Genomic DNA, 15,638 nt, shown 5'->3' on the forward strand with positions numbered 1-15,638 from the left:
GTGACTTTATTGGGTGTATATATATTAAAACGTATTCTATCTATGATTCCTACTTTAATAGGAGTTAGTTTATTAGTGTTTTTATTGATGCAGTTGATCCCAGGGACAGTTGTTGAGCAAATGTTAGGCGTAGAAGGAAATAGTCGGGAAGCACAAAAACAACTTGAAGAATTTTTTGGTTTAAACCAGCCTGTGATTGTTCAATATTGGCATTGGTTTAGTGGCATTATGGTTGGCGATTTTGGTGTTTCATGGCGTTCAGGAGAGGCCATACTACCAACGTTGTTAAATGCTTTTATCATTACTTGTGAAATGGCAATTCTCTCTGTAATTGTATGTGTCATTATTGGAGTACCATTGGGTATCCTTGCTGCATTGAAGCCGTATGGCTTAATAGACAATATTTTAAGGATCCTTTCATTAGCTGGGGTTTCCATACCTGTTTTCTTTCAAGGTACCTTACTTATGCTAATCTTTTCACTTTATTTCCCTTGGTCCCCACCGGTTGTCTATCAATATCCATGGGAATCATTATCTCAAAACCTTCAAATTATGATTTTACCGGCAATTGCCTTAGGAATAGCTAGTAGTGCAGTCGTGATGAGAATGACTCGTTCTTCACTATTAGAAACATTAGGACAAGATTTTATACGTACAGCTAGGTCAAAGGGTATAACAGAAACTGCTGTTATCTTTGGACATGCGCTAAAAAATATTCTGATTTCAGTTATTACTGCTGTCGGTTTAGAAATGGGGCAGATTTTTGGAGGGATTGTTGTTGTAGAGGTTGTATTTAGTTTACCTGGTGTTGGTCAGTTGATTTTTAATAGTCTTTTACAAAGAGATTTTCCAATTGTTACATCGGGAATTCTATTTGTTACCGTTGTTGTATTAATCATCAATACTATCATCGATCTTACATATAAATTTGTGGATCCGAGAATTCGGTTTGATTAAGGAGGGGATTGAATGAGTATGCCCGAAGTAGAGTTAAATAAAGATGAAGGAAAAAAAATAATAATACCAAACTGGGTGAAACTATTAAAGAATAATAAAACACTAGTTTTTGGAGGTATCTTCCTTATTATTTTCTTTATTTTAACACTTTTCCCATTCTTGTTTTTTAATAAGGATATAACGATACAAACAGAAAGTGCACTCCGTTTAAAAGCTCCGTCATTAGAGCATCCTTTTGGAACAGATCATCTTGGCAGGGATATATTATCAAGGGTAGTTTGGGGTACAAGGGTTTCTCTTGGAATATCAGTAGGGGCAATGGTGTTTGCCATGATAATAGGAGGATCATTAGGATTAATTTCAGGTTATTTTGGTGGAATTTTTGATAATATTTTCGGAAGAGTTATAGATGTATTATATAGTTTCCCATCACAAATTTTAGGTATCTTTATAGCTGGAATATTAGGACCGAGTGTTGTAAATGTAATGATTGCCATCGCTATTGTTTTTATACCCGTTTTTTTCCGTACCATGCGAAGCAGTGTCGTAAAGGAAAAAGAAAAAGAATATGTCGAGGCAGCACGGTCCCTAGGAATGAATGATTGGTATATCATGTTTGTTCATGTTTTAAGAAATTCAATTGTCCCCGTAACTGTCCAGTTTACAGTAGGGTTAGCCGTTGCAATTCAGCTGGAAGCTGCACTTGGTTTTCTCGGTTTAGGTGTTCAACCTCCAGCAGCATCTTGGGGCAGCATTTTGAACGATGGAATTGATTACTTATTATTTGCACCATGGATTTCAATTTTACCAGGATTGTTTATGGTATTAGCAGTATTTAGTTTTAACCTAATTGGTGATGGTCTTCGTGATTTATTAGACCCACAATCAGATAGATAAAGAGGTGGAACTATGAAAATTACAAAAGTAGAAGCAATACCTTTTAACATTCCTTACGGTAAAACCCTAAAATGGGCAACAGGCCAAGCAGATGCTGCCAATCATGTACTTATAATCATCCATACAAATGAAGGTATAAAAGGATATGCGGAGGCAATTCCTAGACCGACAATATATGGAGAGTCCCAAATATCTATTGTCACTGCAATAAAGAATTGGTTTGAACCGTTTCTCTTAAACAAAAATCCATATTCCCTTCATTCTATTCAATTAGAAATGAATAAATTTCCAGGTAATAATACCGCAAAAGGCGCAATCGATATGGCACTCGTTGATATTCAAGCAAGAAGTGCCTCTCAACCAATGTACAGATTTTTAGGCGGAGAGCAAACAAGTATTCCACTAACATGGATGGTTAATCTAGATACACCTGAGAAAATGATTGACCAAGTCATTGAAAAGTATGAGCAAGGGTATAAAAGTTTTAAGGTAAAAGGCGGTATTGATCCTGTTCAGGATGTGGAATTAGTTAAAAATATTAGAAATACACTGGGTGAAAAAATATTCCTATACATTGATGCGAATCAAGGGTATTCCCTTTCAACTGCGGGGAAGGTAATAAGAGAACTAAGCGAATATGGCGTTTCCTTAATTGAAGAACCGTTACCAAAAGACATATATGTCAGAAACTTCAGTAAAATACGATTTTTAAGCTCTGCACCCGATGTTTGTATTCTAGGTGATGAAAGTGTTTTTTCTGCAAAAGATGTCTTAAGAGAATTGAATTCAGACACGATAGATATGGTAAGTTTAAAGCCTGCAAGAACAGGGGTTTCTGAAAGTAAAGAAATTATGACGTTGGTCAATCTCTTTGGGGTAGATGTACTGATTGGAACTCAGGGTGAAACGGCAATCGGTACCATACTTAGTGCGCAAATTGCTCTTGGCTTAAACGTAATTAACTATCCAGCTGAGTTAAGCTTTTTCACTATTTTTAAAGAAAATCTTGTAACCGAGCAGCCAGAAGTAATAAATGGAGAATTGCATCTAAATGATTCCATAGGAAGCGGGATTGAAATCGATGAGGATAGACTTGCCTTCTCTCGATTGTAACTCTTGTTATCAACTAATTGCGAGGGGGGAACCTAATGAATAATCCGATTCTTGAAGTAGAGAACCTGCATACGGTGTTTCATACATCAAAAGGTGATGTTGCAGCCATTGAAGGTGTTAGTTTCACTGTTAATGAAGGTGAAATCTTAGGTGTAATAGGCGAGAGTGGAAGTGGAAAAAGTGTCACCTCTCTCTCCATAATGAGATTACTGAAGAAGGGAAAAACCACTGTCAGAACTGATAGCAAGATTATGTTTGAAGGCAAGGACCTTTTAAAGTTAAATGATTCAGAGATAAGAAGAATACGCGGAAAACAAATATCAATGATTTTTCAGGATCCGTTAACATCCTTAAATCCTGTTTATGCGATTGGAAAGCAGATTGAGGAAGTCCTTCGATTACATAGGGGGCTAGCGCCAAAAGAAATTGAATCGGAGATTATTAGAATTTTAACATTGGTAGGAATTTCTTCTCCGGAAAAAAGACTAAAACAGTTTCCACATCAATTGTCTGGAGGAATGAGGCAAAGGGTCATGATTGCAATGGCTTTATCATGTCAGCCTAAATTACTTATTGCGGATGAACCAACAACTGCCCTTGATGTAACCATTCAAGCTCAAATCTTAGAATTAATAAAAGAGTTACGATCCACTTTAAATTTATCCATTATGCTAATTACCCATGATATGGGTGTCATTGCAGATATGGCCGATCGGGTTGTCGTGATGTACTCTGGTAAAATTGTTGAATCAGGACCAGTAGAAGAAATATTCAAAGATCCAAAACACCCATATACTATGGGACTATTACAATCCATCCCGCGATTAGATCATAATGAAAATCGTTTAAACACAATTGGTGGATCGATTCCAAATCCTACTTCTAGACCAGCCGGATGTAATTATTATCCTCGATGTCCACATGCAATGGAAAAGTGTAAAACCATTGATCCTCCATCTACAACTTTTGAAAAGGGGAGAAGTGCCAATTGCTGGTTGTATGAGAAGGAAGAAACGAATATCTCACAATATCAAACAATCGAAATTTAGGGGGGGCGTAAATGGAATTACAGATGGTTACTAGGGCGGAACAAACAGAAAAAGAGATTCTATTAGAAGTAAAAGGTTTGACAAAATATTTCCCTATAAAAGGTGGCTTATTGTCAAGGACAAAAGGCTGGGTGAAATCGTTAGATAATGTTTCATTTACGATTAAAAAGGGTGAATCATTAGGTGTCGTTGGGGAATCAGGCTGTGGAAAAAGTACCTTAGGACGCACCCTATTAAGGTTACTCGAGCCTACTAAAGGTGAAGTCTACTACCAAGGGGAAAATGTTTTTGCACTTGATAAAGCAGAAGTTCGAAAAATAAGAAGAAAGATGCAAATGATTTTTCAGGACCCATATTCTTCTTTAAACCCAAGAATGAAAATAGGCACTATTTTGGAAGAACCTCTGCGGTTATTTAAATTAGGATCAGAGGAAGAAAGAAAAAAGCGGATTGATGACCTGATGGAGATTGTTGGTCTTGATTCAGACTATTTAAATCGATTCCCTCATGAACTTTCTGGCGGTCAAAGACAGCGGATTGGAATTGCCAGGGCATTACTTTTAAACCCGGAGTTTATTGTTTGTGATGAAGCAGTTTCTGCTCTTGATGTATCTATTCAATCTCAAATCATTAATTTGCTACAAGATCTTCAAGAACAATTTAACCTAACCTATTTTTTCATTGCGCATGATCTAAGTGTCGTAAAACACATAAGTGACCGAATTGCTGTGATGTATTTGGGTGAAATCGTTGAATTAACAGATAAGAAAAGCATCTTTGACCAACCACTCCATCCCTATACTGAATCTTTACTATCCGCCATACCGATTGCTAATCCAGAAATTCAAAGAAAACGAAAAAGGATCGTCTTACAAGGAGATGTACCAAACCCTGATAATCCTCCCACCGGCTGCCGTTTTCATACTCGTTGTCCTTATAGTCAAGATATTTGTAAATCAGAAAAACCAGCTTTCAATAATGTCAATGAAGGGGATTCAAGTAAACCCGAACATTTTGTTGCGTGCCACTTTGCTAACGAATTAACTCTTAATGGGGTAGAGGGCAACGTGTAATATTCTTGGGGCCATTAGTTGGAAGGTTCGCATATCATGAAAAAGAGGTGTGGAAATGAATGTATTGATAATAGGTGGGGACGGATTTGTCGGCTCTCATATTACAAGAGAATTTGTTGAAAAGGGCCATCATGTTACCTTATTTGGATTAAAACTAAATGAAAATTTAATTGGTGATGTTCAAGGAAATATTACCTTTATAGAAGGTAATATTATGGATTACATAAGTCTAGCAAATGCAGTAGGAAATAATAAAACGGATATCATCATTCACTTAGCAGCATTTGGATCAGGTAAAGATGGCTTAGCTAAATCTGCTCAGGAAACTCCAAAGATGGCATTAGATGTTAATGTATTGGGTTTCTACAATGTTTTGGAAGCAGGAAAAAATGCAGGTGTAAAAAGGCTGTTATGGTCAGGATCAAGTACAGTTTATGCCCCTTCAAATTGGTATAATGAAGGTTTGGTAAATGAACAATCTGCTAGAAATCCAGAAACCTTCTATGGATCTACTAAAGTAATGGATGAATTGATGACCACGTTTTATCGAAATCAGTATGGAATGGAAGTTTGTTCCTTAAGATTGCCTCTTGTGTACGGACCAGGCCGATGGTATAAAGGCGCAGGAGGAGCATTTGTAGATATGTTTGAAAATTGTCATTCCCGTGATGAAGTAGTTATTACAGGTGGTTCAGAATTAGTTGATTTAATGTATGTCAAAGATGTATCCAGTTTATTTTATCAACTAGCTATGACGGAAAAAAAATTAAGTGAGATATATAATGTAAAAAGTCACACAACATCCGTTAGTGAGATGGTAGGTATTGTGAAAAACTGTATGTCTGAATATCAATTATCATTAGAAATAACTGATACAGGAGGGACAGTATATCCACTTATGGATACATCAAAAATTGAAAAGGAAATGAATTATTTTCCCAAATATTCGGTTATAGAAGCATGTGAAGATTACTTAGAAGCATTAAGGAGGAAAGTTACATGATTGAAGAAAGAATAAGAGAATTGGGATTGGATTTACCGGAAGCAGCAAAACCTTCATTCATCTATGTACCAGTCGTTGTGCATAATGGAGTAGCTTATATTAGTGGTCAACTCCCAAAAGTTAATGGCGAGGTTAAAATAACAGGGAAAGTTGGAGGAGACGTTTCCATTGAAGATGCCCGGGAATCTGCGCGAATATGCATTTTACAAGCGTTAAGTTGCTTAAAACAGGAAATTGGAAGTCTTGACCTTGTTGAAAGAATTATTAAAGTTACCGGATTTGTAAATTCTGCAAAGGGATTTAACCAACAACCAAAAGTTATTGATGCAGCATCAGAGTTAATTGAACAGATATTTGGGGAGAACGGAAGACATGCTCGTTCGGCAGTAGGGGCTTCGGAATTACCACGTAGTACTCCTGTTGAAATCGAGATGATTGTAGCAGTTAAAGAAGATTGAGAAGGAGGATTAAAGAATGAAAAAGGTTATGACAGGAGCGCAAGCTATCGTAGAGTGTATAAAATTAGAAGGAATCGGTCATGCTTTTTGTGTTCCAGGAGAAAGTTATCTGGATTTATTAGATGCAATCTATGAAGAAGACAGTATTGAACTTATTTCGAATCGGCATGAAGGTGGAGCTGCATTTATGGCTGAAGCCTATGGTAAAGCCTCTGGTAAACCTGGTATTGCGATGGCAACTAGAGGAGTAGGGGCAACAAACTTATCGATTGGGGTCCACACGGCCCATCAAGATTCTACTCCTATGGTAGTTTTCTTGGGCCAAGTCGATAGTAAATTTCGGGGGCGTGAAGGGTTCCAGGAAGTAGAACTAGATCAGTATTTTAAGCATATTTGTAAATGGGCTGTTGAGATAAGAGATGTTGAAAGAACGCCAGAGTTGGTTCAAAGGGCCTTCCGTATTGCGAGAACGGGAAGACCAGGTCCAGTTGTTGTATCGCTTCCAGCAGATATTTTAGCGCAAAAGGCTGAAATGGTGTTTGGACCAGTTATTGCCAATCCAAAACCAGCCCCAACAGGATCAGAAATTACAGAGTCTTTAAAACTTATAAAAAATTCACATCGCCCGTTAATTATTGCCGGTGGAGGTGTTATTTCTTCAAATGGTGAAGAAAACCTTCAACTTTTTGCAGAAAAATATCATCTGCCAGTTCTTGCTTCATTTAGAAGGCATGATGTGTTTCAAAATAATCATGAATTATACGTGGGGCATTCAGGTCTGGGAACTGAACAAGAAATCATTCAGACAATTAAACAAGCAGATACTATTTTGGCAATCGGGACTCGTTTTTCAGAAGTAACTACACAAGGTTATTCAATCATTTCAGATGATCAAAAAATCATTCATATTGATATAGATTACGATACCATCGGCAAAGTATATTCCCCGGAAATTGGTATAGTTGCAGATGCAAATGAAGCGCTAAAATCCTTACTAACTGCTGAAAATAGTAGCAAAAATCCTTCGGATAAGTGGAAGAAATGGGCACAAGAAAGACGAGAAGTATATCAAAATCTAACGTATATAAAAGATGAAAAACATAATGATGAAGTTGATATGAGACAAATAATTAAAACCCTGCAAAAACAAGTTCCTGATCACACTGTTTTCACAAATGATGCTGGAAATTTCTCTGGCTGGTTGCATAACTATTATCAATTTAATCAAAGAAAAACTTACGTTGGGCCCACATCTGGCGCGATGGGTTACGGAGTGCCAGCTGCTGTAGGCGTAAAGCTTGCGAAACCAGACTGTCCCGTTATCTCATTATCTGGTGATGGTGGGTTTATGATGACGATGCAGGAGCTAGAAACTGCTGTCCGTTATAATGTCCCTATTATTTCACTTGTATTTAATAATAATATGTTTGGAACTATTCGCATGCATCAAGAAATTCACTACCCTGAAAGAGTGATTGGAACAACTTTAGGTAATCCTAATTTTAAAAATTTAGGGGAATCTTTTGGAGTATTTACTGCACGTATAACATGTGATGCTGATTTTGAAGATGCTTTATTAAAAGCGATGAAATCCAATAAACCAGCGTTAATTGAGGTTATTTGTGATCCGAATAATATTTCATATAAAGCTACAATTGAGTCAATACGAGTAAAACATAAGCAGCAAGTTATAAAAAGCTAAAAAAATCTAGTAACGAAAGGGAGGGAGAGAGTAGATGAGTGTTGCTACTGAAGACCTGATTAAGTTTATTGAAGATGATTATCTAGATGAAGTTATCCAGTTTTTTAAAGAAATCATTGAAATAGAGTCACCAACAACCGATTGTGAAGCAGTTAATGCTGTCGGGAATTTACTTAAAAGAAAGGCAGGTCAATTAGGTGCGAGTATTGAAGTCGAACCGTCAGGGGTAGAAGATCGCGGAGATCATATTATCGCGAGATGGCCAGGCGAAGATGACTCTCTAAAACCAATTTTAGTCATTGCTCATATGGATACTGTGTGGAAAAAAGGCACACTAGTTGATATGCCTTTTCGAGTAGTCGGTAATAAAATCTATGGTCCAGGTATATTTGATATGAAAGGCGCCGTCGTTTTTGCTATTGAGGCAATGAAAATCATTCAAGATCTAAATAGGAAAACTAAAAGACCAATAACCATCTTATTTAATTCAGACGAAGAAATAAACAGTACAACCTCTAGACCTGTAATTAAGCGCGAAGCAATGAAATCAGAGTTTGCGTTAATTCTTGAAGGTGGCGTAGGAGAATCCGTATTAACTGCTAGAAAAGGTATTATGTATTTTAAAATAACCGCAAAAGGAAAGCCTTCTCATGCTGGTATGGATCATGAGAAGGGAATCAATGCGATTGAAGAAATTTCGCACCAAATTCTAAAAATACAAAAGTTAACAGACTATCAAATAGGGACAACAGTTAGTTGCGGCGTCATCCAAGGGGGCACTCGAACCAATGTGATTCCTGCGCAGGCCATATTAGAAGTCGATGCAAGAGTTCCAACAAATGAGGAAGTAAAGAGATTAACAAAAGAAATGGAATCATTAACGCCGGTGTTAGCAGGAGCAGAATTAGATATATACACTTTAGTAAAACGACCTCCTTTAGATCGGACAGAGGGTGTGGTGCATCTTTTTGAAAAAGCAAAGAAATTCGCAAAAGATCTTGGATATGATTTGGAGGAAACCGCTACTGGCGCTATAAGTGATGGGAATTTAACAGCCGCACTTGGAGTTCCTACGTTGGATGGTTTAGGGCCGATTGGAGATGGCGCTCACGCTGTCTATGAACATATTGAAATGGATAAAATATCTAAAAGATTAGCGCTCTTAGTCAAATTATTGGAAGAATTATAGTTTAGAGATAATAAATAGTAACTTTCCATTTAAAGGAGTGAAGGAAATTGACGATTAATCAAAAAAGTAGAATCGTAGCGTTTGACAACTATATTAATGGTAGATGGGTAAAAGGGAAGAGAAATGAAGTAATTGAAAGTAAAAATCCAGCAAATTTCAATGAAGTTGTTGGTGTCGTTCAAAGTTCTTCAAGTGAAGATGTTGACCATGCTGTGAACTCAGCAAAAAATGCTTTAAAACAATGGCAAGATACTTCGGCTGTTCAGCGAGGTATTTACTTAAATAAAGCAGCCGATATTATGGAAAACAGACTTCAGGAAATCGCAGAAATTGCTACCAAGGAAATGGGAAAAACCATCGGTGAAACAAAAGGCGAAGTACTTAGAGCCGCAACAATCCTAAGGTATTATGCGCAAGAAGGAATGAATAAAGTTGGAGATGTTATTCCCTCTGCAGATAGTAAAAACCTGTTATATACAACAAGAACTCCAGTTGGGGTGGTAGGCGTCATCTCACCTTGGAATTTCCCGATTGCTATACCCATTTGGAAAATAGCTCCTGCTCTTATTTATGGTAATACAATCGTTTTCAAACCAGCCACTGAGACAGCGATAACAGCAGCAAAACTTGTAGAAGTTTTTGATGAAGCAGGATTGCCAGCTGGAGTATTAAACTTGGTTACCGGCAAAGGTTCAATCATAGGAGATTATTTCTTAGAACATCGAGGAATAAACGCAATTTCTTTTACAGGTTCAAATGATATTGGAAAAAAAGTAGCGACAGCAGCGATAAACCGTGGATCGAAATATCAATTAGAAATGGGCGGGAAGAATCCTGCTATTGTTCTAGGAGATGCTGATTTAGAGGTCGCCGCTGAATTAGTTGTTAATGGAGCGATGAAACATACAGGGCAAAAGTGTACAGCAACAAGTAAAGTGTTTGTTCAAGAATCAATCTATGAAGATTTTAAATCACGTGTGGTAGATAAATTGAAATCAATAAAAGTAGGAGATGGATTAGAAGAAGGTGTTTATATGGGACCATTATCTTCTAAAAACCAACAAGAAATTGTATTACGCTATATTGAACAAGGTAAGCTTGAGGGGGCAGCATTAAGTTATGGTGGAGGTATACCTATTGGTGAACAGTACGAAACGGGCTATTACGTTGAACCAACTTTATTTGAAAATGTGACAAATGAAATGACAATTGCAAGAGAGGAAATCTTTGGTCCTGTCCTTTGCCTAATTAAGATTGATAGTTATGAAGAAGCAATTCGACAAGCGAATGATACAGAATTTGGATTAAGTGCTGCCTTGTTTACCAGAGATCTGGCTAGATCATTAGATTTTATTAATCAAATTGAAGTTGGTATGGTAAAAGTTAATGGGGAGACTGCAGGAGTAGAGCCGCAAGCGCCATTTGGAGGAATGAAGCAATCCAGTTCGCATTCGAGGGAACAAGGTAAGGCCGCTATTGAGTTCTTTACTTCCATAAAAACCGTAACCATAACACCAACTCCTTAAAATAGTTAATTTTGAATAGAAAATTATAGACCAAGAGAAGCTCATTTATCAATGCTTATCCATTCTTCAGACAGAGGACTTTGGGTTTTTAGTGCCTGACACCGGCCTGTTAATGTAATAGCGCACCGGGGGTCAGGCACTTTTTTTGAAAATCAAACTCTTGGAAAATTAAGGGGTAATTAATCGATTACCACAGGAGAATAACCTAAATCTATTTATCTAAAATCCTTCAATGTCATTTGCTTAATAGTTTCGATGTGATCCTCCATAAGATTTTGTGCTAATAGTACATCTGATTGTAAAAGTGCATTTAGAATTTCTTTATGCTCGTTATTTGCCTGGCGCGGTCTTTCCTGGGAGTGAGCAATCATAACACCAATCCAGTTAATTTGAGCTTCAAGTGATTCCATCATTTTTATTAAGCGGTTGTTTTTTGAATAGGTTATTAAGGTTTTGTGTAGATTACGATCGGACTGAAAAAAGGAGTTAAAGTCCCCTGAATCGATATCATGATCCACATCCAAGACATTTTGATAAATTTTTTCTAAAATATGACGTGGCATATTTGCCATTGATAATTTTATTGCATGCCTTTCCAGTGCTTTTCTAACTTCATATATTTCCTCGATATCTTTTACATTTGGTTGACTGACAAATGTGCCGGACCTACTTTTAACATCCACTAAACCATCTTGTGAGAGTAGTTGCAATGCATCTCTCACAGGAGTTTTACTGACACCCAACTCATTAGCGATATCATTATAATCGATTCTTGTCCCCGGTTTTAATTCATTATTTACAATTTTATTCCTTATTACATAATAAATTTTTTCATTTAAATTGCGGTTATCAAATGCAGCAGTATTCATTTTCCGTTCCTCCCCTAAATAATAAATATTACTTTATATTCAGAAATTATTGACAATTAAAATTATTGGTATTAATATCTAATATATCAGATATTATATATCAACGCTAGATATTATCATTGCAAAAGGAGGGAATTTTTTGAAAAGTATAGCACTATTTGGATTAACGGGCCAGGGGATTGAAACTGCCGGTGAAATCCTTTCAAAAGTTATTGAATCTCTTGGATATACTCATCGAAATTGGCGTAATTTTTCAACGATTATTCGTGGTGGAAATACTTCTTTTGAGATTTATATTGCTGAAAAGTTTGAAACTGAATCCCCGCCAAGAATGGAAGAAATCGATTTGGCCATTGTTTGGACCGATGAAGGTGTCGATCGTTATTTATCCAGGTTAAAGGATAAGTCCATGATATTTGGCCCTGATAATGTTAAGAGCATACCAAGTGAGCATCAAGGAAATCCTCCTAAACTAGGATTTAACGTTTGGTCTTTAGGGATTATATGCGGCCATTTAGGCATTCCGTATCAATTGGTAAAGTCAGAAGTGGAAATGAAATTTAAAAAGGGGAAAAATCTCGATTTATTCGAAGCAGGTTATCAATTGGGATTAACAGTTTTATCAGAAGAACCACTAATAGACCTTGGGATTGAAAATGCAACCATCTCTGGTAATGATGCATTATGCCTTGGGGCAATTGCCGGAGATGTAAGGTATTATTACGGATACCCAATAACTCCAGCTTCCGAAATATTGGAGAACTTCTCAAAGTGGCTGCCGCCTTTAGGGGGAGGAACCTATCAAGTTGAAGATGAGATAGCAGCAATCCATGCTGCATTAGGATGCAGTTATGCCGGTAAACGTACATTTGTTGCAACTAGTGGCCCTGGATTAGCGTTAATGACCGAAGGATTGGGTTATGCAGCGGCAACAGAAATCCCACTAGTGTTAGTAGATAATCAGCGCGGTGGGCCTTCAACAGGAATGCCAACTAAAACCGAACAAAGTGATTTATTACACCTTATGAATGCAGGACATGGGGAATTTGCCCGTATCCTACTAACCCCAACTAGTGTTTTAGATTGTATCGTCACAATTCAAGAAGCACTCAACCTCTCAGACTATTATCAATGCCCCGTGATTATTGCATTAGATTTAGACCTTGCACTTAGAAAGATATCCATTCCATGGGAAAAAGTTGAAAGCGCTATCAAGTTTGTTGAAATTGACCGAGGACCAACTATTTTAGAATCACCAATTGAAGGTCCTTATAAAAGATTTGAAGCAGTAGGCAGTTCACCTCCTCTTCGAACAGTTCCGGGTGTAATTGGTGGAGCTTATGTTGCAAGTGGTGATGAGCATGATGAGCGAGGCCTAATGGAACCTGATTTTAAAAAAGTAAGGGGTACTTTGCATATCAGAAGGTTAAATAAGGCTAACTCCATTAGATATAATAGACCTTTCTCCACAATCGGTGATAAAGACGCCCCAAATACCATTATTGGAACAGGGGCAATGGGGGAATTAATTGAAAACTTTGTTAAGGATAACCCTGGTGCTTATCAAGGCTTGCTCATCCGTCAGCTTGCCCCGTTACCAAAGGAAGAATTATCAGTAGCATTGAAAAATTCCAAAAGGATTGTTGTCGCAGAGTATAATGCCAAAGCTCAAATACGAACCATTTTAAAACCTGGGTTAGAGAATAAAGAAGTTCATTCGCTTTTAAGGTTTGATGGTGAACACTATACGGATAAAGAATTTAGTGAAGAAATCTTAACCATTTTAAACGAAGTTACAAGTAATCTGACAAATTAGGGGGGATAAAATGTCTGCAACATTAACTGCAAAGGATTTCTCCAATGGTAATACGCCGACTTGGTGTCCCGGATGTGGAGACTTTGGTGTATTGAGGGGAATCCAAGGAGCATTAGCAAAATTAAATATTAGACCAGAAAATTCAGTCCTGGTTTCAGGAATAGGCTGCAGCGGAAAAATCTCTCATTACTTTGGCGGCTATTCGATCCATACAACTCATGGAAGAACTTTACCTACTGCATTAGGAATAAAATCTTCTCGTCCAGAACTTACGGTGATAGCAGCAGGTGGTGATGGTGATGGATATGGAATTGGAGTTGGCCATCTGGTTCATGCTGCAAGAAGAAATTTACCAGTCACTTATATTGTTATGGATAATTCGGTATACGGCAATACAAAAGGTCAAACATCACCAACCAGTCCATTGGGGTATGAATCATCGACTTCACCCGAGGGGAATCTTGACCAGCCCATTAATCCACTACTATTAGCATGGTCTTCTGGGGCTACATTCATCGGCCAGGGCTTTTCTGGTGATATTAAACATTTGGAAGATTTAATTATTAGGGGAATAAACCATGATGGTTTCTCTTTAATTAATGTGTTTAGCCCATGTGTCGTTTTTAACAAGGCACAGGGATATGATTTTTATAAAGAGAAAATTACTTATCAAGCTCTTCCTGCGGAAACAAGCCCAGAGTTCGTTTCTTTACTCTCTGAAAATCCGTTTACAGCTGGAGTACTCTGGCAGAATAAAAAGGATACTTCTAGATATCAGCAACAAAAAGTTGTCGATAGTGATATTGTTTCATATCTTAAAGCAAAAATTATTTAATTCTATTAAACTAATAAAATTTGAGGTGGAGACATGGAAGGCAAAATCTATGAATACTTAGAAAAATACAATTATGAAAATCTCTTCTTTTTTAATGATAATGAAACGGGCCTAAAGGGTGTTGTTTGCATACATGATACAACGTTAGGTCCTGCAACTGGCGGCTTAAGAATGTGGACCTATCAAAACGAATGGGATGCAATTGAAGATGCCCTTCGGCTCGGAAAAGGTATGACCTATAAGTATGCAGCAGCTGGTGTGGACCTTGGCGGTGGAAAAGCGGTTATTATTGGCGATCCCAAAAAGCAAAAAAGTGAAGCTTTGTTTAGAGCATTTGGACGCTTTATTAATCGGTTAAACGGGTTATATATAACCGGGCAAGATGTAGGTACTACGTTAAGAGATATGGAAACCATCCGGTCGGAAACGCCTTATGTCGTTACACTTCCACGAGAATTTGGCGGTGCCGGAGAAATCTCACCTTATACAGCACTGGGTGTTTACCAAGCAATAAAAGCTTGCTCTAAGGAGAAACTTGGAACGGATAGTCTTGAAGGTGTACGAATTGCGGTTCAAGGTGTTGGAAATGTTGGGTATCATCTGGTTAAATACCTTGCGCAAGAAGGAGCCGATATCACGATTGCAGATATTGATAATAAGAGGGTTAAAGAAGTAGCTGACGAGTTTGGAACAACTAAAGAGTCGGTTGAGAAGATTCATGCGTTGGATGTTGATATTTATTCTCCTTGTGCACTTGGAAAGGTAATCAATGACCGTTCGTTAGATGAGTTAAAATGTTCAATTGTTGCTGGGTCTGCAAATAACCAGCTTGCAGAAGAGAAGCATGGTAATTTCTTAGATGAATTAGGTATCCTTTATGCTCCTGATTATATTGCCAATGCCGGTGGAACTATATTTGATACAGATCGAATCAAACCGGGTGGATTTAATGAACAAAGAGGGATAAATGCAGTTAAGCGAATCTATGAAACGATGACCGATTTAATTCATATTTCAAAAACAGAAAAAATACCAACCTATAAAGCTGCTGATTTATTTGCTGAAAGAAGAATTGAAAGTGTAGGGAAGGCTAAACAGTTGCGGAAACAAGTTTCTATCTTTAATTAAAAAATAAACATGGAGTGTGATCC

General features: G+C 37.4%; 14 protein-coding genes. 13 read left to right on the forward strand and 1 reads right to left on the reverse strand.

Annotated elements, in window-relative coordinates:
• The 10 genes from ACFVSW_RS00565 to gucD are packed head-to-tail and all read left to right on the forward strand — an operon-like array spanning position 1 to position 10,967.
• Complete coding sequence (locus tag ACFVSW_RS00565; RefSeq protein WP_387311051.1) at positions 1-957, forward strand: ABC transporter permease; 957 nt, start codon at positions 1-3, stop codon at positions 955-957.
• Positions 958-969: 12 nt separating this feature from the next.
• On the forward strand, positions 970-1,854 hold the full coding sequence (locus ACFVSW_RS00570; RefSeq protein ID WP_387311053.1) for an ABC transporter permease: 885 nt from the start codon (positions 970-972) through the stop codon (positions 1,852-1,854).
• Between the two features lie 12 nt (positions 1,855-1,866).
• The gene (locus tag ACFVSW_RS00575) at positions 1,867-2,967 is read left to right on the forward strand and encodes a mandelate racemase/muconate lactonizing enzyme family protein (protein ID WP_387311055.1); all 1,101 of its coding nucleotides are present in this window, start codon (positions 1,867-1,869) and stop codon (positions 2,965-2,967) included.
• Positions 2,968-3,002: 35 nt separating this feature from the next.
• Complete coding sequence (locus tag ACFVSW_RS00580) at positions 3,003-4,016, forward strand: ABC transporter ATP-binding protein (protein WP_387311057.1); 1,014 nt, start codon at positions 3,003-3,005, stop codon at positions 4,014-4,016.
• An 11-nt stretch (positions 4,017-4,027) separates the two neighbouring features.
• Positions 4,028-5,089: an ABC transporter ATP-binding protein gene (locus ACFVSW_RS00585; RefSeq protein ID WP_387311059.1), complete on the forward strand. Its 1,062-nt coding sequence runs from the start codon at positions 4,028-4,030 to the stop codon at positions 5,087-5,089.
• A 55-nt stretch (positions 5,090-5,144) separates the two neighbouring features.
• Positions 5,145-6,092, forward strand: coding sequence for an NAD-dependent epimerase/dehydratase family protein (locus tag ACFVSW_RS00590; protein ID WP_387311061.1), 948 nt, complete (start codon positions 5,145-5,147; stop codon positions 6,090-6,092).
• A complete protein-coding gene (locus tag ACFVSW_RS00595; protein WP_387311063.1) occupies positions 6,089-6,550 on the forward strand; it encodes a RidA family protein in 462 nt (153 codons plus the stop codon). The genes ACFVSW_RS00590 and ACFVSW_RS00595 overlap by 4 nt, the downstream gene beginning before the upstream one ends.
• Before the next feature lie 16 nt (positions 6,551-6,566).
• Positions 6,567-8,252 (forward strand): thiamine pyrophosphate-dependent enzyme, encoded by a 1,686-nt coding sequence (locus tag ACFVSW_RS00600; protein WP_387311065.1) that lies wholly within the window; start codon positions 6,567-6,569, stop codon positions 8,250-8,252.
• Between the two features lie 34 nt (positions 8,253-8,286).
• Positions 8,287-9,441: a M20 family metallopeptidase gene (locus ACFVSW_RS00605; RefSeq protein WP_387311067.1), complete on the forward strand. Its 1,155-nt coding sequence runs from the start codon at positions 8,287-8,289 to the stop codon at positions 9,439-9,441.
• A gap of 47 nt (positions 9,442-9,488) precedes the next feature.
• Positions 9,489-10,967 (forward strand): alpha-ketoglutaric semialdehyde dehydrogenase GucD, encoded by a 1,479-nt coding sequence (gene gucD / locus ACFVSW_RS00610; protein ID WP_387311069.1) that lies wholly within the window; start codon positions 9,489-9,491, stop codon positions 10,965-10,967.
• A gap of 215 nt (positions 10,968-11,182) precedes the next feature.
• Here gucD and ACFVSW_RS00615 read toward each other — a convergent pair whose 3' ends face one another.
• Entirely contained in the window at positions 11,183-11,836 is a 654-nt protein-coding gene (locus ACFVSW_RS00615) for a GntR family transcriptional regulator (RefSeq protein ID WP_387311071.1), read from the reverse strand.
• Positions 11,837-11,975: 139 nt separating this feature from the next.
• On the opposite strand from ACFVSW_RS00615, the gene ACFVSW_RS00620 reads away from it, so the two are divergent.
• Genes ACFVSW_RS00620 through ACFVSW_RS00630 form a run of 3 tightly spaced genes read left to right on the forward strand, consistent with a single transcriptional unit; the run spans position 11,976 to position 15,615 of the window.
• Positions 11,976-13,652: a 2-oxoacid:acceptor oxidoreductase family protein gene (locus ACFVSW_RS00620; RefSeq protein WP_387311073.1), complete on the forward strand. Its 1,677-nt coding sequence runs from the start codon at positions 11,976-11,978 to the stop codon at positions 13,650-13,652.
• Positions 13,653-13,662: 10 nt separating this feature from the next.
• Positions 13,663-14,487, forward strand: a complete 825-nt coding sequence (locus tag ACFVSW_RS00625; RefSeq protein WP_387311074.1) for a thiamine pyrophosphate-dependent enzyme — start codon at positions 13,663-13,665, stop codon at positions 14,485-14,487.
• Positions 14,488-14,520: 33 nt separating this feature from the next.
• Positions 14,521-15,615, forward strand: a complete 1,095-nt coding sequence (locus tag ACFVSW_RS00630; RefSeq protein WP_387311076.1) for a Glu/Leu/Phe/Val family dehydrogenase — start codon at positions 14,521-14,523, stop codon at positions 15,613-15,615.
• Positions 15,616-15,638: the final 23 nt, after the last annotated feature.

The sequence above is a fragment of the Neobacillus sp. NPDC058068 genome (assembly GCF_042885335.1).
GTDB lineage: Bacteria > Bacillota > Bacilli > Bacillales > Cytobacillaceae > Neobacillus.

Excerpts from the sequence above, each read along its gene's own strand:
- ACFVSW_RS00575 (WP_387311055.1), top strand. The coding sequence starts at position 1,867 with ATGAAAATTACAAAAGTAGAAGCAATACCTTTTAACATTCCTTACGGT.
- ACFVSW_RS00600 (WP_387311065.1), top strand. The coding sequence starts at position 6,567 with ATGAAAAAGGTTATGACAGGAGCGCAAGCTATCGTAGAGTGTATAAAA.
- ACFVSW_RS00590 (WP_387311061.1), top strand. The coding sequence starts at position 5,145 with ATGAATGTATTGATAATAGGTGGGGACGGATTTGTCGGCTCTCATATT.
- ACFVSW_RS00615 (WP_387311071.1), bottom strand. The coding sequence starts at position 11,836 with ATGAATACTGCTGCATTTGATAACCGCAATTTAAATGAAAAAATTTAT.
- ACFVSW_RS00595 (WP_387311063.1), top strand. The coding sequence starts at position 6,089 with ATGATTGAAGAAAGAATAAGAGAATTGGGATTGGATTTACCGGAAGCA.
- ACFVSW_RS00580 (WP_387311057.1), top strand. The coding sequence starts at position 3,003 with ATGAATAATCCGATTCTTGAAGTAGAGAACCTGCATACGGTGTTTCAT.
- ACFVSW_RS00570 (WP_387311053.1), top strand. The coding sequence starts at position 970 with ATGAGTATGCCCGAAGTAGAGTTAAATAAAGATGAAGGAAAAAAAATA.
- ACFVSW_RS00625 (WP_387311074.1), top strand. The coding sequence starts at position 13,663 with ATGTCTGCAACATTAACTGCAAAGGATTTCTCCAATGGTAATACGCCG.
- ACFVSW_RS00630 (WP_387311076.1), top strand. The coding sequence starts at position 14,521 with ATGGAAGGCAAAATCTATGAATACTTAGAAAAATACAATTATGAAAAT.
- ACFVSW_RS00605 (WP_387311067.1), top strand. The coding sequence starts at position 8,287 with ATGAGTGTTGCTACTGAAGACCTGATTAAGTTTATTGAAGATGATTAT.
- ACFVSW_RS00585 (WP_387311059.1), top strand. The coding sequence starts at position 4,028 with ATGGAATTACAGATGGTTACTAGGGCGGAACAAACAGAAAAAGAGATT.